Source organism: Citrobacter sp. LJND-P06, assembly GCF_058188415.1.
In genome coordinates this window covers 4,220,076-4,241,635 of the sequence record NZ_CP187317.1, presented here as the reverse complement: position 1 = coordinate 4,241,635, position 21,560 = coordinate 4,220,076, and the positions used below count along the sequence as shown (strand labels likewise).

General features: G+C 56.1%; 17 protein-coding genes and 2 pseudogenes. 10 read left to right on the top strand and 9 right to left on the bottom strand.

Annotation, left to right across the window (positions count from 1 at the left end):
• The first annotated feature begins 84 nt into the window (after positions 1–84).
• From nrfB to gltP, 6 genes and pseudogenes are all read left to right on the top strand, one after another.
• Positions 85–651: a cytochrome c nitrite reductase pentaheme subunit gene (gene nrfB, locus ACO7SM_RS20040; RefSeq protein ID WP_192613746.1), complete on the top strand. Its 567-nt coding sequence runs from the start codon at positions 85–87 to the stop codon at positions 649–651.
• Positions 648–1,319, top strand: a complete 672-nt coding sequence (gene nrfC, locus ACO7SM_RS20035) for a cytochrome c nitrite reductase Fe-S protein (RefSeq protein ID WP_490468954.1) — start codon at positions 648–650, stop codon at positions 1,317–1,319. The genes nrfB and nrfC overlap by 4 nt, the downstream gene beginning before the upstream one ends.
• Positions 1,316–2,272, top strand: coding sequence for a cytochrome c nitrite reductase subunit NrfD (gene nrfD, locus ACO7SM_RS20030; protein WP_490468953.1), 957 nt, complete (start codon positions 1,316–1,318; stop codon positions 2,270–2,272). Before nrfC ends, nrfD begins: the two co-directional genes overlap by 4 nt.
• A 4-nt stretch (positions 2,273–2,276) precedes the next feature.
• Positions 2,277–4,635: pseudogene (nrfF, locus tag ACO7SM_RS20025) on the top strand (heme lyase NrfEFG subunit NrfF).
• Between the two features lie 125 nt (positions 4,636–4,760).
• Positions 4,761–5,363, top strand: a complete 603-nt coding sequence (nrfG, locus tag ACO7SM_RS20020; protein WP_490470990.1) for a heme lyase NrfEFG subunit NrfG — start codon at positions 4,761–4,763, stop codon at positions 5,361–5,363.
• A 345-nt stretch (positions 5,364–5,708) separates the two neighbouring features.
• Positions 5,709–7,022: a glutamate/aspartate:proton symporter GltP gene (gltP, locus tag ACO7SM_RS20015; protein ID WP_490468952.1), complete on the top strand. Its 1,314-nt coding sequence runs from the start codon at positions 5,709–5,711 to the stop codon at positions 7,020–7,022.
• A 101-nt stretch (positions 7,023–7,123) separates the two neighbouring features.
• On the opposite strand, the gene yjcO is transcribed toward gltP, so the two are convergent.
• On the bottom strand, positions 7,124–7,813 hold the full coding sequence (gene yjcO / locus ACO7SM_RS20010; RefSeq protein WP_490468951.1) for a Sel1 family TPR-like repeat protein YjcO: 690 nt from the start codon (positions 7,811–7,813) through the stop codon (positions 7,124–7,126).
• A gap of 107 nt (positions 7,814–7,920) precedes the next feature.
• Positions 7,921–10,068 carry a formate dehydrogenase subunit alpha gene (gene fdhF, locus ACO7SM_RS20005; protein WP_490468950.1) on the bottom strand — a complete coding sequence of 716 codons (2,148 nt, stop codon included), beginning with the start codon at positions 10,066–10,068 and terminating at the stop codon, positions 7,921–7,923.
• Between the two features lie 287 nt (positions 10,069–10,355).
• Here fdhF and ACO7SM_RS20000 point away from each other — a divergent pair, with 287 nt between their 5' ends.
• Positions 10,356–11,087: a response regulator transcription factor gene (locus tag ACO7SM_RS20000; RefSeq protein ID WP_490470989.1), complete on the top strand. Its 732-nt coding sequence runs from the start codon at positions 10,356–10,358 to the stop codon at positions 11,085–11,087.
• A gap of 27 nt (positions 11,088–11,114) precedes the next feature.
• On the opposite strand, the gene ACO7SM_RS19995 is transcribed toward ACO7SM_RS20000, so the two are convergent.
• From ACO7SM_RS19995 to ACO7SM_RS19970, 6 genes are all read right to left on the bottom strand, one after another.
• Positions 11,115–12,119, bottom strand: coding sequence for a carbohydrate kinase family protein (locus ACO7SM_RS19995; protein WP_490468949.1), 1,005 nt, complete (start codon positions 12,117–12,119; stop codon positions 11,115–11,117).
• Positions 12,116–12,976 (bottom strand): ketose 1,6-bisphosphate aldolase, encoded by an 861-nt coding sequence (locus tag ACO7SM_RS19990; RefSeq protein ID WP_490468948.1) that lies wholly within the window; start codon positions 12,974–12,976, stop codon positions 12,116–12,118. Before ACO7SM_RS19990 ends, ACO7SM_RS19995 begins: the two co-directional genes overlap by 4 nt.
• A 14-nt stretch (positions 12,977–12,990) precedes the next feature.
• Positions 12,991–13,674 carry a D-lyxose/D-mannose isomerase gene (locus tag ACO7SM_RS19985; RefSeq protein ID WP_490468947.1) on the bottom strand — a complete coding sequence of 228 codons (684 nt, stop codon included), beginning with the start codon at positions 13,672–13,674 and terminating at the stop codon, positions 12,991–12,993.
• A 124-nt stretch (positions 13,675–13,798) separates the two neighbouring features.
• Positions 13,799–14,740, bottom strand: a complete 942-nt coding sequence (locus ACO7SM_RS19980; protein WP_192613735.1) for an ABC transporter substrate-binding protein — start codon at positions 14,738–14,740, stop codon at positions 13,799–13,801.
• 100 nt (positions 14,741–14,840) lie between these two features.
• Complete coding sequence (locus ACO7SM_RS19975) at positions 14,841–15,836, bottom strand: ABC transporter permease subunit (RefSeq protein WP_490468946.1); 996 nt, start codon at positions 15,834–15,836, stop codon at positions 14,841–14,843.
• The gene (locus tag ACO7SM_RS19970; RefSeq protein WP_490468945.1) at positions 15,833–17,353 is read right to left on the bottom strand and encodes a sugar ABC transporter ATP-binding protein; all 1,521 of its coding nucleotides are present in this window, start codon (positions 17,351–17,353) and stop codon (positions 15,833–15,835) included. The genes ACO7SM_RS19975 and ACO7SM_RS19970 overlap by 4 nt, the downstream gene beginning before the upstream one ends.
• 114 nt (positions 17,354–17,467) lie before the next feature.
• Between ACO7SM_RS19970 and ACO7SM_RS19965 the strand changes: the two genes are divergently transcribed.
• The 3 genes and pseudogenes from ACO7SM_RS19965 (at position 17,468) to yjdP (ending at position 20,991) form a co-directional block, all read left to right on the top strand.
• Entirely contained in the window at positions 17,468–19,780 is a 2,313-nt protein-coding gene (locus ACO7SM_RS19965) for an ATP-binding protein (protein ID WP_490468944.1), read from the top strand.
• Positions 19,781–19,956: 176 nt separating this feature from the next.
• A pseudogene (locus ACO7SM_RS19960) lies at positions 19,957–20,589 on the top strand (GNAT family N-acetyltransferase).
• A 69-nt stretch (positions 20,590–20,658) separates the two neighbouring features.
• Positions 20,659–20,991: a DDRRRQL repeat protein YjdP gene (gene yjdP / locus ACO7SM_RS19955; RefSeq protein ID WP_490468943.1), complete on the top strand. Its 333-nt coding sequence runs from the start codon at positions 20,659–20,661 to the stop codon at positions 20,989–20,991.
• A gap of 64 nt (positions 20,992–21,055) precedes the next feature.
• Here yjdP and cbrB read toward each other — a convergent pair whose 3' ends face one another.
• Entirely contained in the window at positions 21,056–21,526 is a 471-nt protein-coding gene (gene cbrB / locus ACO7SM_RS19950; RefSeq protein WP_490468942.1) for an inner membrane protein CbrB, read from the bottom strand.
• Between the last annotated feature and the right edge of the window lie 34 nt (positions 21,527–21,560).

Below are 21,560 nucleotides of genomic sequence, written 5' to 3'. Positions count from 1 at the left end.
CAGCGCAAGCGCCTTATCCGGCCTACGGAAGTCTTGTAGGCCGGATAAGCGTAGCGCCATCAGGCATTATGCAACGGAGTGAATATGAGCGTATTACGTTCGTTATTAACTGCTGGGGTGCTGGCGTCAGGTCTGTTCTGGAGCCTGAGTGGAATGACCGCCACGCCAACGCCCCAGGAGTCTGAACAACGCTGGACGGTGACTCAGCAGCGCAGCCCAGATGCCGCTTGCCTGGACTGCCACAAGCCGGACACCGAAGGTATGCATGGTAAACATGCCTCTGCCATTAACCCGAACAATAAACTGCCGGTCACCTGCACTAACTGTCATGGTCAGCCGTCACCCCAGCACCGCGAAGGGGTGAAGGATGTGATGCGCTTTAACGAGCCGATGTACAACGTCGAGCAGCAGAACAGCGTCTGTATGTCCTGCCACCTGCCTGAGCAGTTGCAAAAAGCGTTCTGGCCTCACGATGTTCATGTAACGAAAGTGACGTGCGCCAGTTGCCACACGTTGCATCCAAAGCAAGACACGATGCAGACGTTAAATGATAAAGAACGGATCAAAATTTGCGTCGATTGCCACAGCGATCAGCGTAACAATCCGAACTTTAATCCGGCGTCCGTTCCCTTGCTTAAGGAGCATCCATGAGTTGCTCCCGTCGCCAGTTTATCACCCGCGTCGGCGCGCTGGTGGCGGTGAGCGCAACGGCAGGACGCGTGGTAGCGAAAACGTTGAACATCAACGGAATACGTTACGGTATGGTGCATGATGAAACATTATGCATCGGCTGTACCGCCTGTATGGATGCCTGTCGGGAAGTCAATAAAGTGCCGGAAGGGGTATCGCGTCTGACGATTATTCGTAGCGAGCCGCAGGGCACATTCCCGGATGTGAAATATCGCTTCTTCCGTCATTCGTGTCAGCACTGCGACCATGCGCCCTGTGTGGACGTCTGTCCGACGGGGGCCTCATTCCGCGATGCCGCCAGCGGCATTGTGGATGTGAATCCGGATCTCTGCGTCGGCTGTCAGTACTGTATCGCTGCCTGTCCGTACCGCGTGCGCTTTATTCACCCGGTGACGAAGACGGCGGACAAGTGCGATTTCTGCCGGAAGACCAATCTGAAAGCGGGCAAACTGCCAGCCTGCGTCGAGTCCTGCCCGACGAAGGCGCTGACGTTTGGCAATCTCGACGATCCCAACAGCGATATTTCTCGCTTGTTGCAGCAGAAAACGACCTACCGCTACAAGCTGGCGTTGGGAACCAAACCGAAGGTCTACCGCGTTCCCTTTAAATTTGGGGAGGTGAGCCAATGACACACGCTTCTGCTTTCCATTTTGAATCGCTGGTGTGGGACTGGCCCATTGCCATCTACCTGTTTTTGATTGGGATCTCCGCCGGGCTGGTCACACTGGCCATTTTGTTGCGTCGTTTCCATCCCGAGGCGGGCGGGGCGGACAGCACGCTGCTGCGCACCACGCTGGTGGTGGGGCCGGGCGCGATTATTCTCGGCTTGTTAATCCTTGTCTTCCACCTGACGCGTCCGTGGACTTTCTGGAAGCTGATGTTCCACTACAGTTTCACCTCGGTGATGTCGATGGGGGTCATGCTGTTCCAGCTTTATATGGTGGTGCTTGCTCTGTGGCTGGCAAAAATCTTTGAAAAAGAGGTGATTGCCCTGCAACAGCGCTGGTTGCCACGCCTGGGAGGGGTACAGAAGGTTCTCACGCTGCTGACGCCGTTCCATCGCTTGCTTGAAACGGTGATGCTGGTACTGGCGGTGCTGCTCGGCGCGTATACCGGTTTTCTGCTCTCGGCGCTGAAGTCCTATCCGTTCCTGAATAACCCGATTTTGCCCGTCCTGTTCCTGTTCTCGGGGATCTCTTCCGGGGCGGCGGTGGCGCTGATCGCCATGGCGTTGCGCCATCGCGGCAATCCACACAGCACCGAAGCGCACTTTGTACACCGCATGGAAACCCCGGTGGTGTGGCTGGAAATCTTCCTGCTGGCGGCGTTTTTCGTCGGACTGGCGCTGGGGGATGACGGCAAAATGCGCGCCCTTTCGGCGGCCCTGGGCGGCGGATTCTGGAGCTGGTGGTTCTGGCTGGGCGTGGCGGGATTAGGATTGATTGTGCCGATGCTGCTGAAGCCCTGGGCAAATCGCGGTTCGACGTTCCATGGCGTGCTGGCGGTGTGCGGCGCCAGTCTGACCGGTGTGTTGTTACTGCGCTTCTTTATTCTTTATGCAGGGCAACTGACGGTGGCATAGCTTTTTGGATCTCTTCCTTCCTGAAGCCGGGTTTCTGGCGCTGCTATTAAGTCTCGGGGTCAACGTGTTGACCCCGCTTGTTACGTTTTCGGGCGTACGCCTGCGCTGGCAGCGGGTTATGTGTCTGGCGACGGTGGGCGTGCTGGCGCAGTTTGCCCTGCTACTGCTCGCGTTTTCCATTCTGGTCATCTGCTTTCTCACCAGCGACTTCTCGGTCGTTTATGTTGCCCAGCACAGCTACCGTTTGTTGCCGTGGGGATTAAAACTGGCGGCGGTGTGGGGCGGTCACGAAGGATCGCTGCTGCTGTGGGTGCTGCTGCTTTCCGGCTGGGGAGCGCTGTTTGCCTGGCGTTATCGCAGGGCGTCTGATCCTCTGTTTCCTCTGACGCTCAGCATTTTGTCAGTCATCACGGCCTTACTGCTGCTGTTCGTGGTGGTATGGTCTGATCCGTTTGTGCGCCTGTTTCCGCCTGCCATCGAAGGGCGCGATCTCAATCCGATGCTGCAACATCTCGGGTTAATTCTTCATCCTCCGCTGCTCTATCTTGGCTACGGCGGTTTGATTGTGGCGGCGGGCGTGGCGTTAGCGTCACTGTTGCGCGGCGGTTTTAGCGCGGCAACGGCCTGGGTCTGCTGGCGTTGGGCGTTGTCCGGCTGGTGCGCGCTGACGCTCGGTATCATTCTTGGTTCATGGTGGGCGTATTGCGAGCTGGGCTGGGGCGGCTGGTGGTTCTGGGACCCGGTGGAAAACGCCTCCTTATTGCCCTGGCTTTCCGCCAGCGCGCTGCTGCACAGCCTGTATGTCTCACGTCAGCGTGGCATCTTCCGCCACTGGTCGCTGCTGCTGGCTATTCTGACCCTGATCCTCTCGCTGTTGGGCACGCTGATTGTGCGCTCCGGCATTTTGGTTTCCGTACACGCCTTTGCGCTGGATAACGTGCGTGCTGTACCGCTGTTTGGACTTTTCTGCGCCCTGAGTCTGGCCTCACTGGGACTGTACGGCTGGCGGGCGCGGGTCACGCAGCAGGCGGCGCGGTTCACCCTCTGGTCGCGTGAAATGCTGATTCTGGCGGCGCTGCTGTTTTTTAGCGCGGTACTGCTGATTGTGCTCATCGGTACGCTCTACCCCATGCTCTACGGCCTGTTGGGGTGGGGGAGGCTCTCTGTTGGCGCCCCCTATTTTAACCGCGCCACGTTGCCTTTTGGTCTGCTGATGCTGGTGGTGATAGGACTCTCGGCGGGCGGATTCTGGAAACGTTCGCCGTCCATCTCCCTGCGCCGTCGGGTATGGCCCTTTGCGATTGGGCTACTGGCGGTCGCGCTATGCTGGTCGCTCGGTGCGACAGAAGCGTTAGCGTGTGGCCTGGTGGCGGCGGTGATGCTGCGACTCTGGTTTCAACCTGCACAGGCGTTGCGTCGTCAGCTTCCGGCGCTGCTGGCGCACAGCGGGGTACTGATGGTGGCGGCGGGGATTATCTTCTCCAGCGGCAGCCGACAGGAGGTCAGTCTTAATCTGAGTCCGGGACAGCAGGTTGAGCTGGCGGGCTACACCTTCCGTTATGAACGCCTCGACCTGGAAGCAAAGGGGAACTACACCACCGAAAAGGCGCTGATTTCGCTGTGGAAGGATAAGACGCGCATCGGCAGTCTGCTGCCTGAACGGCGCTTCTATGCTGCGCGTCGCCAGCAGATGATGGAGCCGGGTATTCGCTGGAATCTGCTCCACGACTGGTATGCGGTGATCGGTGAAAAAACCGGGCAAGACCGTTACGCCATGCGTTTGTACGTGCAGACCGGCGTGCGCTGGATTTGGGGCGGTGGGTTGTTGATGGTGTTCGGTGCGCTGCTCAGCGGCTGGCGAGGGAGAAGACGCGATGCCTAAGATGACCTCATTTTTGCCGGATGGTGGCGTAAATGCGTTATTCGGGCGCCGTCCAGGCCTGATAAGCACAGCGCCATCAGGCATTATCATCGCGTTTATCTTACTGTTTTTCATCCCCTTTACCAGCCACGCCCAGGTTGTGGACACCTGGGCCTTTGAAAGCCCGCAACAGCAGGAAAAATCCCTGTTCATAGCCAGCCAGTTGCGTTGCCCGCAGTGCCAGAATCAAAACTTGCTGGAATCCAATGCACCGGTTGCGGTGAGTATGCGCCACCAGGTTTTTACCATGGTGGCGCAAGGGAAAAGCGAAGAGGAGATCACCCGCTGGATGACGCAACGTTACGGCGAATTTGTCCTCTATAACCCACCGTTGACGGGCCAAACGATCGTGCTGTGGGCGTTGCCGTGCGTACTGCTATTGCTGGCAGGAGCCCTGTTATGGCGGGCGAGCGTCAGCCAGAGCAAAAAGGAGGGCGAATGAGTTTGCATCAGGTGAGCGTACAACTGCTGCGTCACAGCCAGCGCCAGGCGAGTCAGCAGATGTCGGAGGGGGCCGCAACAGCATTGCAGCGGGAACTACATCACTGCCTGGCCGAACCGGCGGTGATGAGCGTACCCTTACGTCCGTTGCCGGTGAAGACGCTGACCGTTGCGGTGGCGGGCGTGTTGCTGCTCTGCATCGGCGGTTATCTGCTTAGCCCTAAATGGCAGGCGGTGCGCCAGGAGCAGCAGCGGCTGGCAGACCCGCTACACGTTTTTGCCGATGAGCCGACCCCTGAAAAACAGCTATTGGCGTTGCAGGCGAAGATTCGTGCGAATCCGCAGGACAGTGAGCAGTGGGCGATGCTTGGCGAGTATTATCTGTGGCGCAATGCGTATCAGAATGCGCTGCTGGCCTACCGTCAGGCACTGCGCCTGAAGGGCGAAAACGCGGAGATCTATTCGGCGCTGGCAACGGTGCTGTACTACCAGTCCGGGCAGCATATGACGCCCGCGACGCGGGAAATGATTGATAAAGCGCTGGCGCTGGATGCGACGGAAGTGACGGCGTTGATGTTATTGGCCTCTGATGCGTTTATGCAGGCTAACTACGTACAAGCCATTTCATTGTGGCAACAATTACTGGATTCGAACTCGCCGAGAGTTAACCGCGTGCAGCTCATTGACGCTATTAATATGGCGAAAATGTTGCAGAATCAGCAGAAATGATTTCACTTTTTTGTGATTTTTATCTTTTTTGATGTTTATAAAATAATCAAATGAACAAAAAGATTAAAATGATTCCAAAACTGTATTATTCAAATTAATGACTATAAAAATCTTTCCATAACAAATGGTTATTGATGATTATCGCGATAAACTCGCATTATTATGCATTAAATTAGCGAAAAGCCTCGTTCTTAAAGGGTTGCACAAGATGCCGTGTAAATGGTACTGATTATGCCCGTTAAAAAACACTACAAACGTACACAACACAATTCATACCCTTTCAGTATGTAACCATTCTCACGTCAGCGCACGTAGAATGGCGCTTCATTGAGGAAGTTTGTCGTTATGAAAAACATGAAAATCAGCCTGGCCTGGCAAATTTTGCTGGCGATGGTGCTGGGCATTCTGCTGGGCAGTTATCTCCATTACCACAGTGACAGCCGCGAATGGCTGGTGCTAAACCTGCTCTCTCCGGCGGGTGATATCTTTATCCACCTGATCAAAATGATCGTGGTACCGATTGTGATCTCTACCCTTGTGGTCGGTATTGCAGGCGTCGGCGACGCGAAGCAACTGGGGCGTATTGGCGCCAAGACCATAATCTATTTCGAAGTGATCACGACCGTTGCCATTATCCTTGGGATTACCCTGGCGAACGTGTTCCAGCCCGGTTCCGGGATCGATATGTCGCAGCTTGCGACGGCGGATATTTCAAAATATCAGAACACAACGGCAGAGGTGCAGAGCCACGCGCATGGCTTGATGGGCACCATTTTGTCGCTGGTGCCGACCAACATCATCGCCTCGATGGCAAAAGGTGACATGCTGCCGATTATCTTCTTCTCGGTACTGTTTGGTCTTGGCCTGTCATCGCTGCCGTCAACGCACCGCGAACCGCTGGTGGCCGTGTTCCGCTCTATTTCAGAAACCATGTTCAAAGTGACGCATATGGTGATGCGCTATGCGCCAGTCGGTGTGTTTGCGTTGATTGCCGTCACCGTTGCCAACTTTGGTTTTGCCTCGCTGTGGCCGCTGGCGAAACTGGTGCTGCTGGTTCACTTCGCGATTCTGTTCTTTGCCCTGGTGGTGCTGGGAATCGTGGCGCGGATATGTGGGCTGAGCATCTGGATCCTGATTCGTATTCTGAAGGATGAGCTGATTCTGGCGTACTCGACGGCCAGCTCGGAGAGCGTGCTGCCGCGTATCATTGAGAAGATGGAAGCCTACGGCGCACCGGCGTCGATCACCAGTTTCGTGGTGCCCACCGGGTACTCCTTTAACCTCGATGGTTCAACGCTGTACCAGAGTATTGCGGCCATTTTTATCGCGCAGTTGTACGGCATCGACCTGTCGTTGTGGCAGGAAATCGTGCTGGTGCTGACGTTAATGGTGACATCAAAAGGGATTGCTGGCGTGCCGGGCGTATCTTTCGTGGTGCTGTTGGCAACGTTGGGTAGCGTGGGGATCCCGCTGGAAGGTCTGGCGTTTATTGCCGGTGTTGACCGTATCCTCGACATGGCGCGTACGGCGCTGAACGTGGTGGGCAATGCGCTGGCGGTGCTGGTGATTGCCAAGTGGGAACACAAGTTTGACCGCAAAAAAGCGCTGGCGTATGAGCGCGAAGTGCTGGGTAAATTCGATAAAACCGCCGATCAGTAATTGATTGCGGGTTGATTGCCGGATGGCGCTTCGCTTATCCGGCCTACATTTCCTTTGTAGGCCTGATAAGACGCGAGAGCGTCGCCATCAGGCAATCTGATTCACCCATTGGTTAACTTTTCAAACTCTTCGCAGCCGGTATCAAACCCTTCCATACAACTCAGATTCAGCCAGTGCAGCGCCTTCTGTTTGTTCTTCTCAATAAAACCCTGTTCACCGTTGAGGAAAATCATTCCGGCCCAGTATTCGGAATATCCGGTACGGGAAATCGCGGAGCTGCGTTTGAAGTACCAGGTGGCTTTAGCGTCGTCTGCGGGGATCCCCACTCCGTTGGCGTAAATCAACCCGAGCAGCATTTGCGCATCGACGGCAGAGTCATTTTCCAGATTTTCAGAGGCGTTTTGCAGTAGTGAAATCGCTTTTAGATAATCGGGGTGACCCGCCTGAGTATTGACCAAAATGCGCGCCAGCGTAATTTCGCCCGGCAGACTCCCGGCCTGTACGGCTTTTTCGGCGAGCGTCCTGGCTTCGGGGTAATCCAGACTCACCGGATTGGTGATTTTGATTTGCGCCAGTAATGCGCAGGCGTCCGCATCACCGTTATCCGCCGATTTTTGCGCCCAGAATTCGGCCTGACTCAGGTTACCTGAGCTAAACCAACTGTCTGCGAGATAGTATTGCGCACGTCTGTCTCCGGACTCGGCGGCCTTCAAATACTGGCTGCCTGGCTCAGGCTCTTCGGCATGGGCAACGAATATCATCATTAACATCAATGCGAAAAGTCGTTTCATCTTATTTTTATGTTTAGGGTACGGAATAGGCAGTATAGAGCGATCTTTTAGATAAAAAAACAGCCTCCAGAAGGAGGCTGTTGAGGCGGATATCAAACGAAAACCGATCAGCCCATCGCACTTTCGCGCAGGCTGGTTTTCAGCTTGGTGTACTCGTCAATCACATACTGTTCGGCAGTGCGCTGATCGGCGATGCGTTCAACGTTAACGGCACAGTATTTATACTCTGGCGTTTTGGTAATCGGGCTTAAGTTCTCGGTCACCAGTTCATTACATGCGCCAATCCACCACTGGTAGGTCATGTAAATCGCGCCTTTGTTTGGACGATCGCTCACTGCTGCACGGGTGATGACTCGGCCTTTGCGGGAGTTAACCCACACCAGCTCTTCATCTTTAATACCCAGACGCTCAGCGTCGTCGGTATTAATTTGCGCATAGCCAGGTTCATCCGCCAGCGCGGCCAGCGCCGCACAGTTGCCGGTCATCGAACGGCAAGAGTAGTGGCCGACTTCACGCACCGTAGAGAGCACCATCGGATACTCTTCGGTGAGCTTGTCGATAGGCGCTACCCAGTCACAGGTGAAGAACTGCGCCAGGCCGTTCGGGGTGTCAAACTTCTCTTTAAAGAGGTAAGAGGTTCCCTGATCGGCGTCCGACGTATCGCGGCATGGCCACTGGATATAGCCCAGTTCGCCCATCTTCTCGTAGGTGGCACCGTAGAATTCTGGGCACAGATTGCGCAACTCATCCCAGATTTCCTGGGTGTTGTTGTAGTGCATCGGATAGCCCATACGGGTCGCGATTTCACTGATGATTTGCCAGTCTGTTTTCAGATCCCACTTCGGCTCAACCGCTTTGAAGAAGCGCTGGAAGCCACGGTCAGCGGCGGAGAAGACGCCTTCATGCTCACCCCATGACGTAGACGGTAAAATAACGTCTGCGGCAGCGGCGGTTTTGGTCATGAAGATGTCCTGCACGATGACCAGTTCCAGATCCTCAAACCCTTTGCGCACCGCAGAGAGTTCCGCATCGGTCTGAAGCGGATCTTCACCCATAATGTACGCTGCGCGTACTTCGCCATGCGCCGCACGGTGCGGCAGTTCGCTGATGCGATAGCCGGTATGTGCAGGCAGACTTTCCACGCCCCAGGCTTTGGCGAATTTCTCGCGGTTTTCCGGGAACTTCACGTACTGGTAGCCCGGATAGGTATCCGGCAGCGCACCCATGTCGCACGCGCCCTGAACGTTGTTCTGGCCACGCACCGGGTTAACGCCCACGCTTGGCTTACCGAGGTTACCGGTCAGCATGGAAAGGCTGGTCAGTGAACGTACGGTTTCGACGCCCTGATAGAACTGGGTGACACCCATGCCCCACAGGATTGTCGCGTTTTTCGCGGTCGCGTACATACGCGCAGCCTGACGAATTTCCTGTGCGCTAACGCCAGTAATGTCTTCGACGGACTCCGGCGTATAGCCTTCGACAATCTTACGATACTCTTCAAACCCTTCCGTACGGGAGGCGACGAACGCCTGGTCGTACAGGTTTTCTTCAATAATGACGTGACCCATCGCATTGAGCAGCGCGATATTCGAGCCGTTTTTCAATGCAACGTGCATATCGGCAATACGCGCGGTTTCGATTTTGCGCGGATCGCAGACGATAATTTTCGCCCCGTTACGTTTAGCGTTGATCACGTGATTCGCCACGATAGGGTGGGAATCCGCCGGGTTATACCCGAAGATGAACACTAAATCTGTGTTATCAATTTCATTGATAGCATTACTCATTGCGCCGTTACCGACCGATTGGTGCAGACCTGCAACCGATGGGCCGTGTCAGACGCGAGCGCAGCAGTCAACGTTATTGGTACCAATAACGGCGCGCGCGAATTTTTGCATTACATAGTTGGTTTCATTACCGGTACCACGGGAGGAGCCGGTAGTCTGAATGGCATCCGGGCCATACTTGGCTTTGATGGCGCTCAGGCGGTCAGCAACGTAATTCAGCGCTTCATCCCAGGACACGGATTCCAGTTTGCCGCCACGCTGGCGACGGATCATAGGGGTTTTCAGGCGTGGGGTCAGGATCTGGGTATCATTGATAAAATCCCAGCCATAATAGCCCTTCAGACACAAGGTACCCTGATTGGTTTTCCCCTGCGCCGCCTCCGCCCGAACGATTTTGCCGTTATCGACCACCAGGTTGATTTTGCAACCTGATGCGCAATACGGGCAAACCGTGACGACTTTTTTCATCGGTCTCGCTCCAGTTAATCAAATCGCGCATACGCGCTGTCGCCTTCAGTATGCATCTTTTATGCCATCTTTTTATTGTGGGCATTCCCTGATATTACGGGCAAATTTTGGGCAAAATGCTGACGAAAAGCAGGCTGTCGTCAGTTTTGACGTGACGAATGCAAAATATGTGACAGCCAGTCAATGTGACGGTGCTTATGTTTCCAGCATCTCCTCCTGCGCAATTTCTGTTACTCCGGGCAGAATCATTCACACTCATCTGAGTGAGAGGCGAAAGGGGAAGGATGATGAAACCTGCTGTTTTGATCGTGGATGATGACACCGCAATCTGCGCACTGCTGCAGGATGTGTTGAACGAGCATGTTTTTGCGGTTACCGCCTGCCATACCGGACAAGAGGCGATACGCTGCGTCGAAGAGCGCCCCGACATCGCGTTGGTTCTGCTGGATATGATGCTGCCCGACATCAACGGATTGAGGGTGTTGCAGCAGGTTCAGAAAATCAGGCCGACGCTGCCTGTGGTGATGTTGACAGGGATAAGCAGCGAATCTGATGTGGTGGTGGGGCTGGAAATGGGGGCGGATGATTACATCTGCAAACCGTTTAATCCCCGGGTGGTGGTGGCGCGCGTCAAAGCCGTGCTGCGCCGGGGCGGCGTACCGGTAACTGAAGGTGGCGTTACGCAAATCGCCGGCCTTTCATTTAACGGCTGGCATCTGGACACCGGGCGTTGCCAGTTGCGTGACCCGCAGCAGCAAACGATAGATCTGACGCAAGGGGAGTACAGTCTGTTATTGGCGTTGGCGCAAAATGCCCGCCGGGTGTTGAGCCGCGAACAGTTGCTGGCGCTCACGCACAGCGACAGCATCGAGGTGTTTGATCGCACCATCGATGTGTTAATCATGCGTTTGCGCCGCAAAATCGAAACCAATCCGCATCAGCCGACGCTCATAAAAACGATACGCGGTCTGGGGTATGTGTTTGCTGCCGACGTCCAGCATCACGACAAGGCGGCATAATGTTGTTGATCCGACCGCTGAAATCCCTCAAGTATCCGGCATTTCCGCCTTTAACTCTGCCAGCGTTTTGGCGCCGTCAATGGCGTTCGCGCACAGCAGGCTAGCCCGTGCGCAGGCATGCGCCAGCGTAATGCTGTCGGCCAGCGACCATGACTCATGACAGCCGTACAGAAAGCCCGCGCAAAAGGCGTCGCCTGCGCCAACGCTGCCGACGATCTCCTCCTGCGCCAGTTTCTGCGACGGTATCCAGACGCCAGGTTTGTCCGGCGTTTCCCCCCACGCCCCTTCCGGGCAGTGGATCACCACGCGCTGTCGAACGCCCGCGTTGAGCAACTCCCGCGCGATGCTGGTGATGTGCGGAATATGCGGCCCGCCGTCCGGATAACGAACCTCCAGACCGCTGAACTCCCCGGCTTCCAGCTCGTTAATCACCAGATAATCCAGATGAGGCAACGCGGGCAACACCAGCGGCTGATAACGCGGGTCACCCTTGCGTGAAACCAGATCCAGCGACGTTTCAAACCCATTCTCGCGCATTTGCGCCAACAGCCGCGCGCTGCGCGTACCGTACTGACCATCCGGCATATCCAGACTGTCGAGCAGCAGCAGATAGCCGAGATGGAAGATTTTCATCGTGTTGTCGAGGCTATCAAAGGCGGGCAGATCCAGCAGGCGGTTCGCGCCAGGCGAGTGAAAAAAGGTGCGCTGGCCGCTGGGGTCGGTCATGACTTGCGACATTGAGGTCGGCGCGAAGGTGGTGCGCTGCACATGCTGGCGATTGACATGATACTGCTCCAGCATCGCCATAATGTAGTCGCCGTCGCTGTCCTGACCGATAAGCCCCACCGCCTGTAACGGCAAACCGGTGTGCATTTTTGCCAGCGTCAACAACACGTTGAGCGGCGCACCGCCCGTAGAACGCTCGCTGTGACTAATTTCAGCCAGCCAGCCGCGCTCCGGCCACTGCACAATTTGGTGTACATGATCGACCAGCATATTGCCCGCAGCGATGATGCCTTTGCGTTCCATCACGCTTTCCCCGCGCTGCCAAAAATGCGCATCTGCTCAGAGACGGTATCGGAAATCGCGGCCTCAATGCCCAGCAATAGTTCGGCAAATTCATCGTACAGCGGCTGGCGGTTCGCCATACGCGATTCGATGGCAGCCAGCGCCGCCTGCGACATTCCGGTGTAGAAGTTGATCTTGTGAATGCCCAGTTCGATGGCGCGGCGAAAATCCGCGTCGCTGATACCGGAACCACCGTGCAGCACCAGGGGGATCGCGGCCTGCTGGCGGATTTCTTCCAGACGAGGGAAGTCGAGTTTTGGCTCGCCTTTGTATTTACCGTGCGCGTTGCCGATGGCGACCGCGAGGGCGTCAATCCCGGTTCTGTCGACGAAGTCCCGCGCCAGCAGCGGATCGGTAAACAGTGATTCGTCGGCATGACCATACAGCGCGCCGCCTTCGTCACCGCCGACGGCCCCCAGTTCAGCCTCTACGGAAACACCCACAGCGTGGCACATTTTCACCACTTCGCGGGTCTGGCGAATGTTCTCTTCATACTCCAGCGTCGAGCCGTCAAACATCACCGAACTAAAGCCCAGACGTAGCGCCTGAACCACCGATTCAAAATGCAGACCGTGATCAAGATTAAGCACCACCGGAATGTCGTGGCGGGCAGCCTCGAATTTAATTGTCTCGACCAGCGAATCCAGCGAGACATACTTAAAATGCACTTCGGCAATATTGATGATAAACGGCGAGCGTTCCTGCTTCGCCGCGGCAAACAGCGCGCGCAAAAAGTGGGAGTCTAGGACGTTAAACGCGCCTAACGCGTAGCGATGCTCACGGGCGTGGGCGAGCCCATCAGCAAGAGAAATCAGTGGCATAACAGCCTCCTTGTTCAACGGAACAGTCGATACTCGTTACACAGCACCAGTTGCGCCGGTTCATCTTCTTCAATGTCGTTATAACGGGCGAGTGGCTGCAGGAAGTGGTTGTCGTGGTCGTCGTCATTGACGGAAGAGACTTCGCCGACCAGCACATCGCCGAAGCCAGACTCTGCCCAAAAGCTGTGATACAGACCGGGCGTCAGGCAGATGCTCTCTCCGGGCATCAGGCGCAACTGGCTTCCCGCCGCGTGGGTTTGTCGGCAGCCATCAATCACCACCGTGACAGCGCTATTATCTGTTTGATCGTGGGCGTCGGCGTTCCACAACTCCACGACCAGATTACCGCCGCCGCGATTGATGATGTCCTCATGCTTGCGCCAGTGAAAATGCATCGGCGTGATTTGCGCGTCCCGCACATGCATGATTTTTTCGGCGTAGCACTTTTCGTAAGGGAAGGCGTTGGGTGAACCGTTGCGCAGGGTAAAAAGCGTTAACCCTAAGGCGGCAAAGTTATCCCCGCCAAAAGCCGTCACATCCCAGCCGAGTTTGAGATCGAACACTTCACGCCAGACGTCGGCATCCAGCTTTCGCCATTGCGTTGGCGCAAAACTGGCGAAGGGCGGGAGGTGGATGTCATGCATGGAAAAAAACTGCCGTGTATGACCAAGGATTTCGTTTATTTCGGAGCGTTTCATGGACTGGATTCTCCTTGTGTGATGTCGCCTTGCAGGCCTGATGAGGCATTTTTGCCGCCATCCGGCATGGGTTTATTGCCTGATGGCGCTGCGCTTATCAGGCCTGCATAGAGGCCGCTTGCCGCTATTTCACCGTCCAACCCTTATAGCCGCTGACGTTGCTCTTATCGATCATCGTCACCGGGATAAGCACCGGCTCTTTCGGCGCAGGTTTCCCCTGTAGAATGTCATAGCCGATCTCTACCGCTTTTGCCGCCATGACCTGCGGATCTTGCGCAGGCGTGCCGACAAACAGCGAGTTCTCACGCTTCAGCGCCTCTTCAGCATCCGGGCTGCCATCGACGCCAACAATAAAGAACTCGTTACGTTGCGCCTGTTTTGCTGCGAGATCGGCACCGATCGCCGTCGGATCGTTAATCGCAAACACGCCGTCGATCTTCGGATTCGCCGCCAACAGGGCGGTCATCACTTCCAGTCCGCCTTCACGACTGCCTTTGGCGTTTTGGTTATCGGAAAGTACCTTGATATCCGGATGTTTTTTGAATTCGGTCTGGCAGCCTTCCACCCGATTCTGTACGGCAGACACCGGCGGCCCGTTGATGATCACCACATTGCCTTTGCCTTTCAGGCGATCGGTGATGTATTTACACGCCATTTCCCCTGCCTGGGTGTTATTGGAGGTAATGGTGGCGTCTGCGCCTTCTGCCGCGACGTCAACCGCAACGACCACGATCCCCGCGTCTTTTGCCCGCTTCACCGCCGGGCCGATCCCTTTAGAATCCGCCGCGTTAAGGATTATCATGTCGACTTTGGCGGCGATAAAATTGTCTATCTGCGACACTTGCTGGCCCAGATCGTAACCGCTGGAAACCAGCGTCACTTTCACGCCGTCACCCGCCAGCTTGCGCGCTTCCAGCTCCGCGCCTTTGGTTATCTGTACAAAGAATGGGTTGGCAAGATCGCCCACCGTCACACCGATCGATTTGAGATCTTTGGCCTGCGTAAACGGTGCTGCGGTCAGCAGCGCGCCTGCACAGAGCGCGGTTACTAATGGCTTCAAACGCATAGTCTTTTCCTCACGTAGGGTACTTTTTGTTGTCATTGCCTGATGGCGCTACGCTTATCAGGCCTACGGAGTTGTAGGACGGATAAGGCCGGCAGGTGTGTTATGCACTTTGATGATGTCGGGTACGGTATTTATCGATCAGCACCGCAATGATGATCACCGCCCCTTTGATCACCAGTTGCCAGAAGTAGGAGACGCCCATCAGCGTCATGCCGTTATTGAGTGTGGCAATGATCAACGCCCCCACCAGCGTGCCGGTGATCGTGCCGATCCCGCCGACAAAACTGGTGCCGCCGAGGATCACCGCGGCGATGGCGTCCAGCTCGTAGCCCATCCCTAAGTTGCCGTTGGCGCTGTACAGACGTGACGCGCTCATCACCCCGCCAAGCCCGGAGAGCAGGCCGCTCATGCCGTAAACAAACAGCAGCACCAGCCACACTTTGATGCCGGTTAAGCGCGCCGCCTGCATATTGCCGCCCACCGCGTAGATATGAACCCCCAGCGTGGTGCGGCGCAAAATAAACCAGCACACCACAATGACCGCCAGCGCAATCACCACCAGCCACGGAATCGGCCCGAGATAGTTGTTACCGATCCACTCGAAACTGATATTGGAGTTAATCACCGTGGTGCCGTCCGCCAGCAGGTAGGCGGCGCCGCGCAATGCCGTGTAAGTGCCGAGAGTGACAATAAACGGCGGCAGTCCGGCAAAGGCCACCAGTGCCCCGTTAAACAAGCCCAGCAGCATACCGAGCATCAGCGCGACCGGCACAGAGAGCATGGCGAATTCGGGGATCAGTGAAACCACCATCGCCGCCACTGCCGTGGTGCCAAGAATCGACCCGACGGAAAGATCGATACCGCCTGTCAGAATGATGAAGGTCATTCCTGCCGCTAACACGATGTTGATCGACGCCTGGCGGGTAATATTCAGCAGGTTGCTCTCGGTAAAAAAGTTGGGTGCGATAAAGCCAAATACGGCAACAATCAGGATAAGAATGGGCAAGATCCCGACGGTTTGCATCAGATCGCCCATCAGCATTTTTTTGGCGGAGGCGGATTTCGCCACCTGCGGGGGAGTGGGTGAATTATTCATGGTTGCCTCGCCTGAGGGTGGGAGTCGTTCGCGCCGGTGGCCAGCGTCATAATGTTTTCCTGAGAAATACTTTTTCCGTCCAGCTCTCCGGCAATGCTGCCTTCGTGCATGACGTACACCCGATCGCTCATGCCGACGACCTCCGGCAGTTCGCTGGAGATCATCAGGATCGCCACGCCCTGGCGTGCCATGTCATTCATGATGCGATAGATCTCGCTCTTGGCGCCGACATCCACGCCGCGCGTCGGTTCATCAAGGATCAAAATGCGCGGGCCAATCGCCACCCAGCGCGAAATCAACAGCTTTTGCTGGTTGCCGCCGGAAAGCCCGCCCGCCCGCACCTGCGCATGTGGCACACGGATGTTGAGTAACTGAATGGCATCGTCGGAGATCGTCTGCGCTTTTTTACGGTTGAGCATCCCCCAGGTGGCGTCACGTTCCAGCGTCGCCATGGTGATGTTCTCTGCCGCCGCCAGTTCTAAAAACAGCCCCTGTTCTTTGCGGTTCTCGGTGAGATAACCGATGCCATAGTCGATGGCTTCGCGCGGGGAGTGGATCACCACCGGTTCGCCGTCCACTTCCAGCATGCCGCCGGTGGCTTTGCGTACGCCAAAAATCAGTTGCGCCAGTTCAGAGCGCCCGGCGCCGACCAGCCCTGCCAGGCCGACAATTTCCCCGGAACGCACCAGTAAACTGCACGGCTGTACTTTGCCGCCGTCGGTCAGGTGATGCACATTCAGGCGCACATTTCCGAGTGGAATATCGCGCTCTTTGTTAAACAGATCGCTCAGGGGCCGACCCACCATCATGCGTACCAGTTCGGCGGCGTTGAGTTTGTCGCGGGTCAGGCTGCCGACGTACTGTCCATCGCGCAGCACGCTGACGCGATCCGAAAGCTCGTACACTTCCGCCATGCGGTGGCTGATGTAGATAATCGCCATGCCTTCATCACGCAGGCGCATGATCAGTTCAAACAGGCGGTGGGTTTCACGCGAGGAGAGGGCGGCAGTGGGTTCATCCATCACCAGAATTCGGCTGTTGCGGTGCAGGGCGCGGGCGATTTCCACCTGCTGTTGTTCGGCGATGGTCAGCCGCATCACTTTATCGCTGGCTTTAAACTGTGCGCCGAGGCGATCGATAACCTGCTGCGCCTGCAGAACCATCTCTTTGCGTTGCACCAGCCCACCGCGCGACAGTTCGCTGCCAAGGAAAATGTTCTCCGCGACGGTCAGGTTCGGGGCAAGCTGCATCTCCTGATAAATCAGGGTTATGCCCGCGCTCAGGGCATCTTTTGGGCCTTTGATATGGAAAGGCTGACCGTCAATCAGGATCTCACCGCTGGTGGCGCTGTATGCCCCCGCAAGCACCTTCATCAGGGTGCTTTTTCCCGCGCCGTTTTCCCCCATCAGGGCGTGAATTTCGCCGGGATATACCGTCAGATCGACCCCTTTCAGTGCGTAAAATTTGCCAAAGGCTTTGGCAATATTGCGCATCTCCAGAACCGGTGCCCTGCTCATGGCGGATCTCCTGCGGTGTTGTCGATATCAGCAGTCCATCACAGGAAAGTAAATGCAAAATGTCAGAAGCCGTTCATATTTGTCATAGTGATATTTTTCTTCATGGAGCGTGATATGCCGCAGCCTGGGCGTCACTTTTTCGCCAGCGCGCGCGGGCGATTGCTGTTTTTTAACCTGCTGGTGGTAGCGGTCACGCTGATGGTGAGCGGCGTGGCGGTACTCGGGTTTCGGCACGCCAGCCAGATTCAGGAGCAGGTACAACAGCAAACGGTTGATGACATGACCGGCAGCATGAATCTGGCGCGCGACACTGCGAACGTGGCGACGGCGGCGGTGCGGCTGTCACAGGTGGTCGGCGCGCTGGAATATAAAGGTGAGGCGGAACGCTTACAGGAGACGCAGCGAGCGCTGAAACAGTCTCTGGAACAACTGGCCGCCGCCCCGCTGGCGCAGCAGGAGCCGGAGCTGGTCGCCCGCATCATTCAGCGTAGCAACGAACTGCAAACCAGCGTAGCGGGTATGCTTCAGCGCGGGCAGCGACGGCATCTTGAGCGTAACGCGCTACTGAGTTCGCTGTATCAGAATTTGAGCTATCTGCGGCATTTGCAAAAGATGAATCCGGCGCAGGATGCGGTGTTACTCGCTCAGATGGACAGACTGATCGTGGCGGCCATCGAAACGCCCACGCCGCGTTCGGTGGTCAAGCAACTGGATAGCGTGATGCCCCTGTTACCAACGCGTAACGCCCACCCGCTGGTCAACGGCATCCTCAGTGACTTCAATCAGGAATTACGCCAGCTTGAACCGCTCTCGGCGGCGCTGGAACAAAGCGATCTGGCGATCATCTGGCATATGTTCCACATCAAAGCGCTGGTGGCGATCCTCAACAGCGACATCAATCAATATGTGGCGCAGGTGGCGGCCAGCTCAGAGCGGCGGGTGGCGGAAAGCCATCAGGAGTTGCAGTCTATCATTATGTTTATCATGACATTTGCCCTGCTGGCGATTGTCATTACCGGATTTGCGGGCTGGTATATTTACCGCAATCTTGGCTCCAACCTGACGGCAATCTCGCGGGCAATGTCCCGCCTGGCGCACGGCGAGTCGGACGTCAGTGTCCCTGCCTTGCAGCGGCGCGACGAACTGGGAGAACTGGCGCGCGCGTTCAATGTTTTTGCCCGTAATACCGCCTCGCTGGAACACACCTCGCGCCTATTGAAGGAAAAAAGCACGCAACTGGAAATCGACAGAATCGAGCGCAAAGGGCTGGAGGAAGCGCTGCTACACAGCCAGAAAATGAAAGCGGTTGGGCAACTGACGGGTGGGCTGGCGCATGACTTTAACAATCTGCTGGCGGTGATCATTGGCAGTCTGGAGCTGGTTAACCCCGACTCGCCGGATGCGGCGCGAATTTCGCGGGCGCTAAAAGCGGCGGAACGCGGGGCGTTGCTGACCCAGCGGCTACTGGCCTTCTCCCGCAAACAGTCCCTGCACCCCCATGCGGTGGAGTTGAGCACGTTGCTGGAGAATCTTGGCGAACTGATGCGCCACTCGTTGCCCGCGACCCTGACGCTGGACATTGAATCTCAGTCGCCCGCCTGGCCGGCGTGGATTGACGCCAGCCAACTGGAGAATGCCCTCATCAACCTGGTGATGAACGCCCGCGATGCGATGGAGGGGCAGATGGGCACCATCAAAATTCGCACCTGGAATCAGCGCGTCACGCGCAGCAGCGGGCGTAAAGAGGATATGGTTACCCTGGAGATTGCTGACCACGGCTGCGGGATGTCGCAGGAGATCAAAGCGCAGGTTTTTGAGCCGTTCTTCACCACCAAACAGACCGGCAGCGGCAGTGGCCTGGGGCTCTCTATGGTGTACGGATTTGTGCGCCAGTCCGGCGGGCGGGTGGAAATCGAGAGTGCGCCGGGGCAGGGAACGACGGTCAGATTGCAACTGCCCCGCGCGATTGTGCCCGTTGTGACCGCTGCGGAACCGCTGGCAGAGGAGGATGTGGCCCGCACGGATAAACTGGTTCTGGTTCTTGAAGATGAGGCCGATGTACGCCAGACGCTGTGCGAGCAACTGCATTTGTTGGGCTACCTGACGCTGGAAGCCGCCAACGGCGAACAGGCGATGCAGATGCTCGCCGCCTCCTCAGCGATCGACATTTTTATCAGTGACTTAATGCTACCCGGCGGGTTAAGCGGCGCGGATGTGGTGAACCATGCGCTGAAACACTACCCCCAACTGACGCTACTGCTGATCAGCGGTCAGGATTTACGCCCGGCAGATAATCCTGCACTGCCGGATGTGGCGCTGTTGCGTAAACCTTTTACCCGGGTACAGCTTGTGCAGGCGCTGCATCAGGCAGTGATAAAAAGCGACAGCGCGCCAGCGAATGTGGCAACAGAACCGCAGATGAATTGAGAATTCTGAAGGTGCTTACAGTGGGTTTGCGCGCCTGATTCAGAAAACCAAAATTTTCGCTGAGTTTAGGCATTCATCAGGCGAGGAAGCAAAACCGGTGATGTTAATCTGAGCAAATACGGTCTGATTGGGATATAAAAGGAATTATGCCAGTACTGACAAAAGGTGACTCACCGATGATTGTGATGCCTACAACGTACAGCCCAATGACTGTCGCCCGCTCTTTTAACGTCGTGGAAGAATTTGCACTTTCAGGGCGCGTTTTACAGGTCATTTATGACCCTCAAACGCCAAGAGCGGCCATTATCGAAGCGGACGTTGAAATGTTTGAAGGCGTTCCCCGCCACCGTGTCATTGCGGCCCTCGATTTACAGCGAAAAGACGCCTTAGGTAAAGATATCGTTGCCGTTGAACGCTGCTGGGAAGAGGCCAACGTGCTTCAGGTGGAAGGTATCTGTGTTCAACCGCTTGAGCGCGATAAAGGGCTGGCGACGCGTTTGTATGAGGCTCTGATTCTGCGATGCGGCATCACGCTTATCAGTGATTTTGAGTAGTATGATGGCGGGAAAATGCTCTGGCAAAAGATCGCGCGTGAGTCCGATCAGATTTCCGTTTTTGTGTTAGACACGGAACAAGGGGCATTCTGGCCCTATGATGGCAGTAAGGTAATTTATGATGGCGGCTGTATTCCTGAGGAGCGTATCTGGAGTAATTCTCCGGACCAAAAATGCCACGGTGTCGTATTGGTCGCAGAGGACAAACAGCGCGCTAACCAGTTAATGGCAGCGACGACTTCCTGGCGAAATTGAGATTCCTCCGCTACTCCCCGCGTTTACCTTTCATTAACGTAAAGCCAGCCCACCTGCGAGACTGGTCTTATGAAACGTTACTCTATCGCTCTGTTACTGAGTTTGTGCTCTGTATGCAGCCCACTGGCCTATGCCGACATTATCGATGATGCCATCGGCAACATTCAGCAGGCGATCAGCGATGCCTATAAACCCGATAGTGACCGCCGCTATGACGATGACTCCCGGTATGACAACGGGCAACGGCAGATGAGTGACGATCGCCGCAGACAGTACGACGACAGGCGTCGTCAGTTTGAAGACCGGCGTCGTCAGTTAGACGAGCGCCAGCGCCAGCTCGATCAGGATCGTCGTCAGCTAGAAGATGACGAGCGAAGGATGGAAGAGGACTACTATCGGTAGCCGTTACTCCTTCGCGGATTTGACGCATTCTCTTTGGGCACTCGAGATACTACAACGCGCGCGTTTACCCGTTTGTTTCGGGCTGAACCGCGCTGAGGCGATTGCCATGCCCGGCGAGGCGAGGGACTAAAAAGCCCAACACGCCCCCTGCGAACAGGCCAGTACAAAAGACTATCCACACAAACTCATGACTGAATAATGCCCTGGCGCTGAGCGCATGGGGAATGAGTTCGTACAGTAACGAGAGCGCGCCGCCAATCGCCGCACAGGCGAAGCTGCGCCAGTAACGTGAGTCGTAAATTCTGTCCGGCAGGCAGGCGCTGAGAATACCTGTCGCCAGCGCCGGTATCGCGCCGATTAACCACGTTAAGGCCAGAAACTGTGGTAACACTCTGCTGATATCGAACAGCAATTCCCACGGAGAATCTCTAAAATAGAGCGCCGTGATGGCGACGGTGAGGGGAACGCCGGTAAACGGCCCCAACACAGTAAACCAGCAGGCATGATGGATAATACGGCGTGTTTTTATGTTCACAGGATCCCCTTCAGCGTGTTTTCTTCGCAGGGAA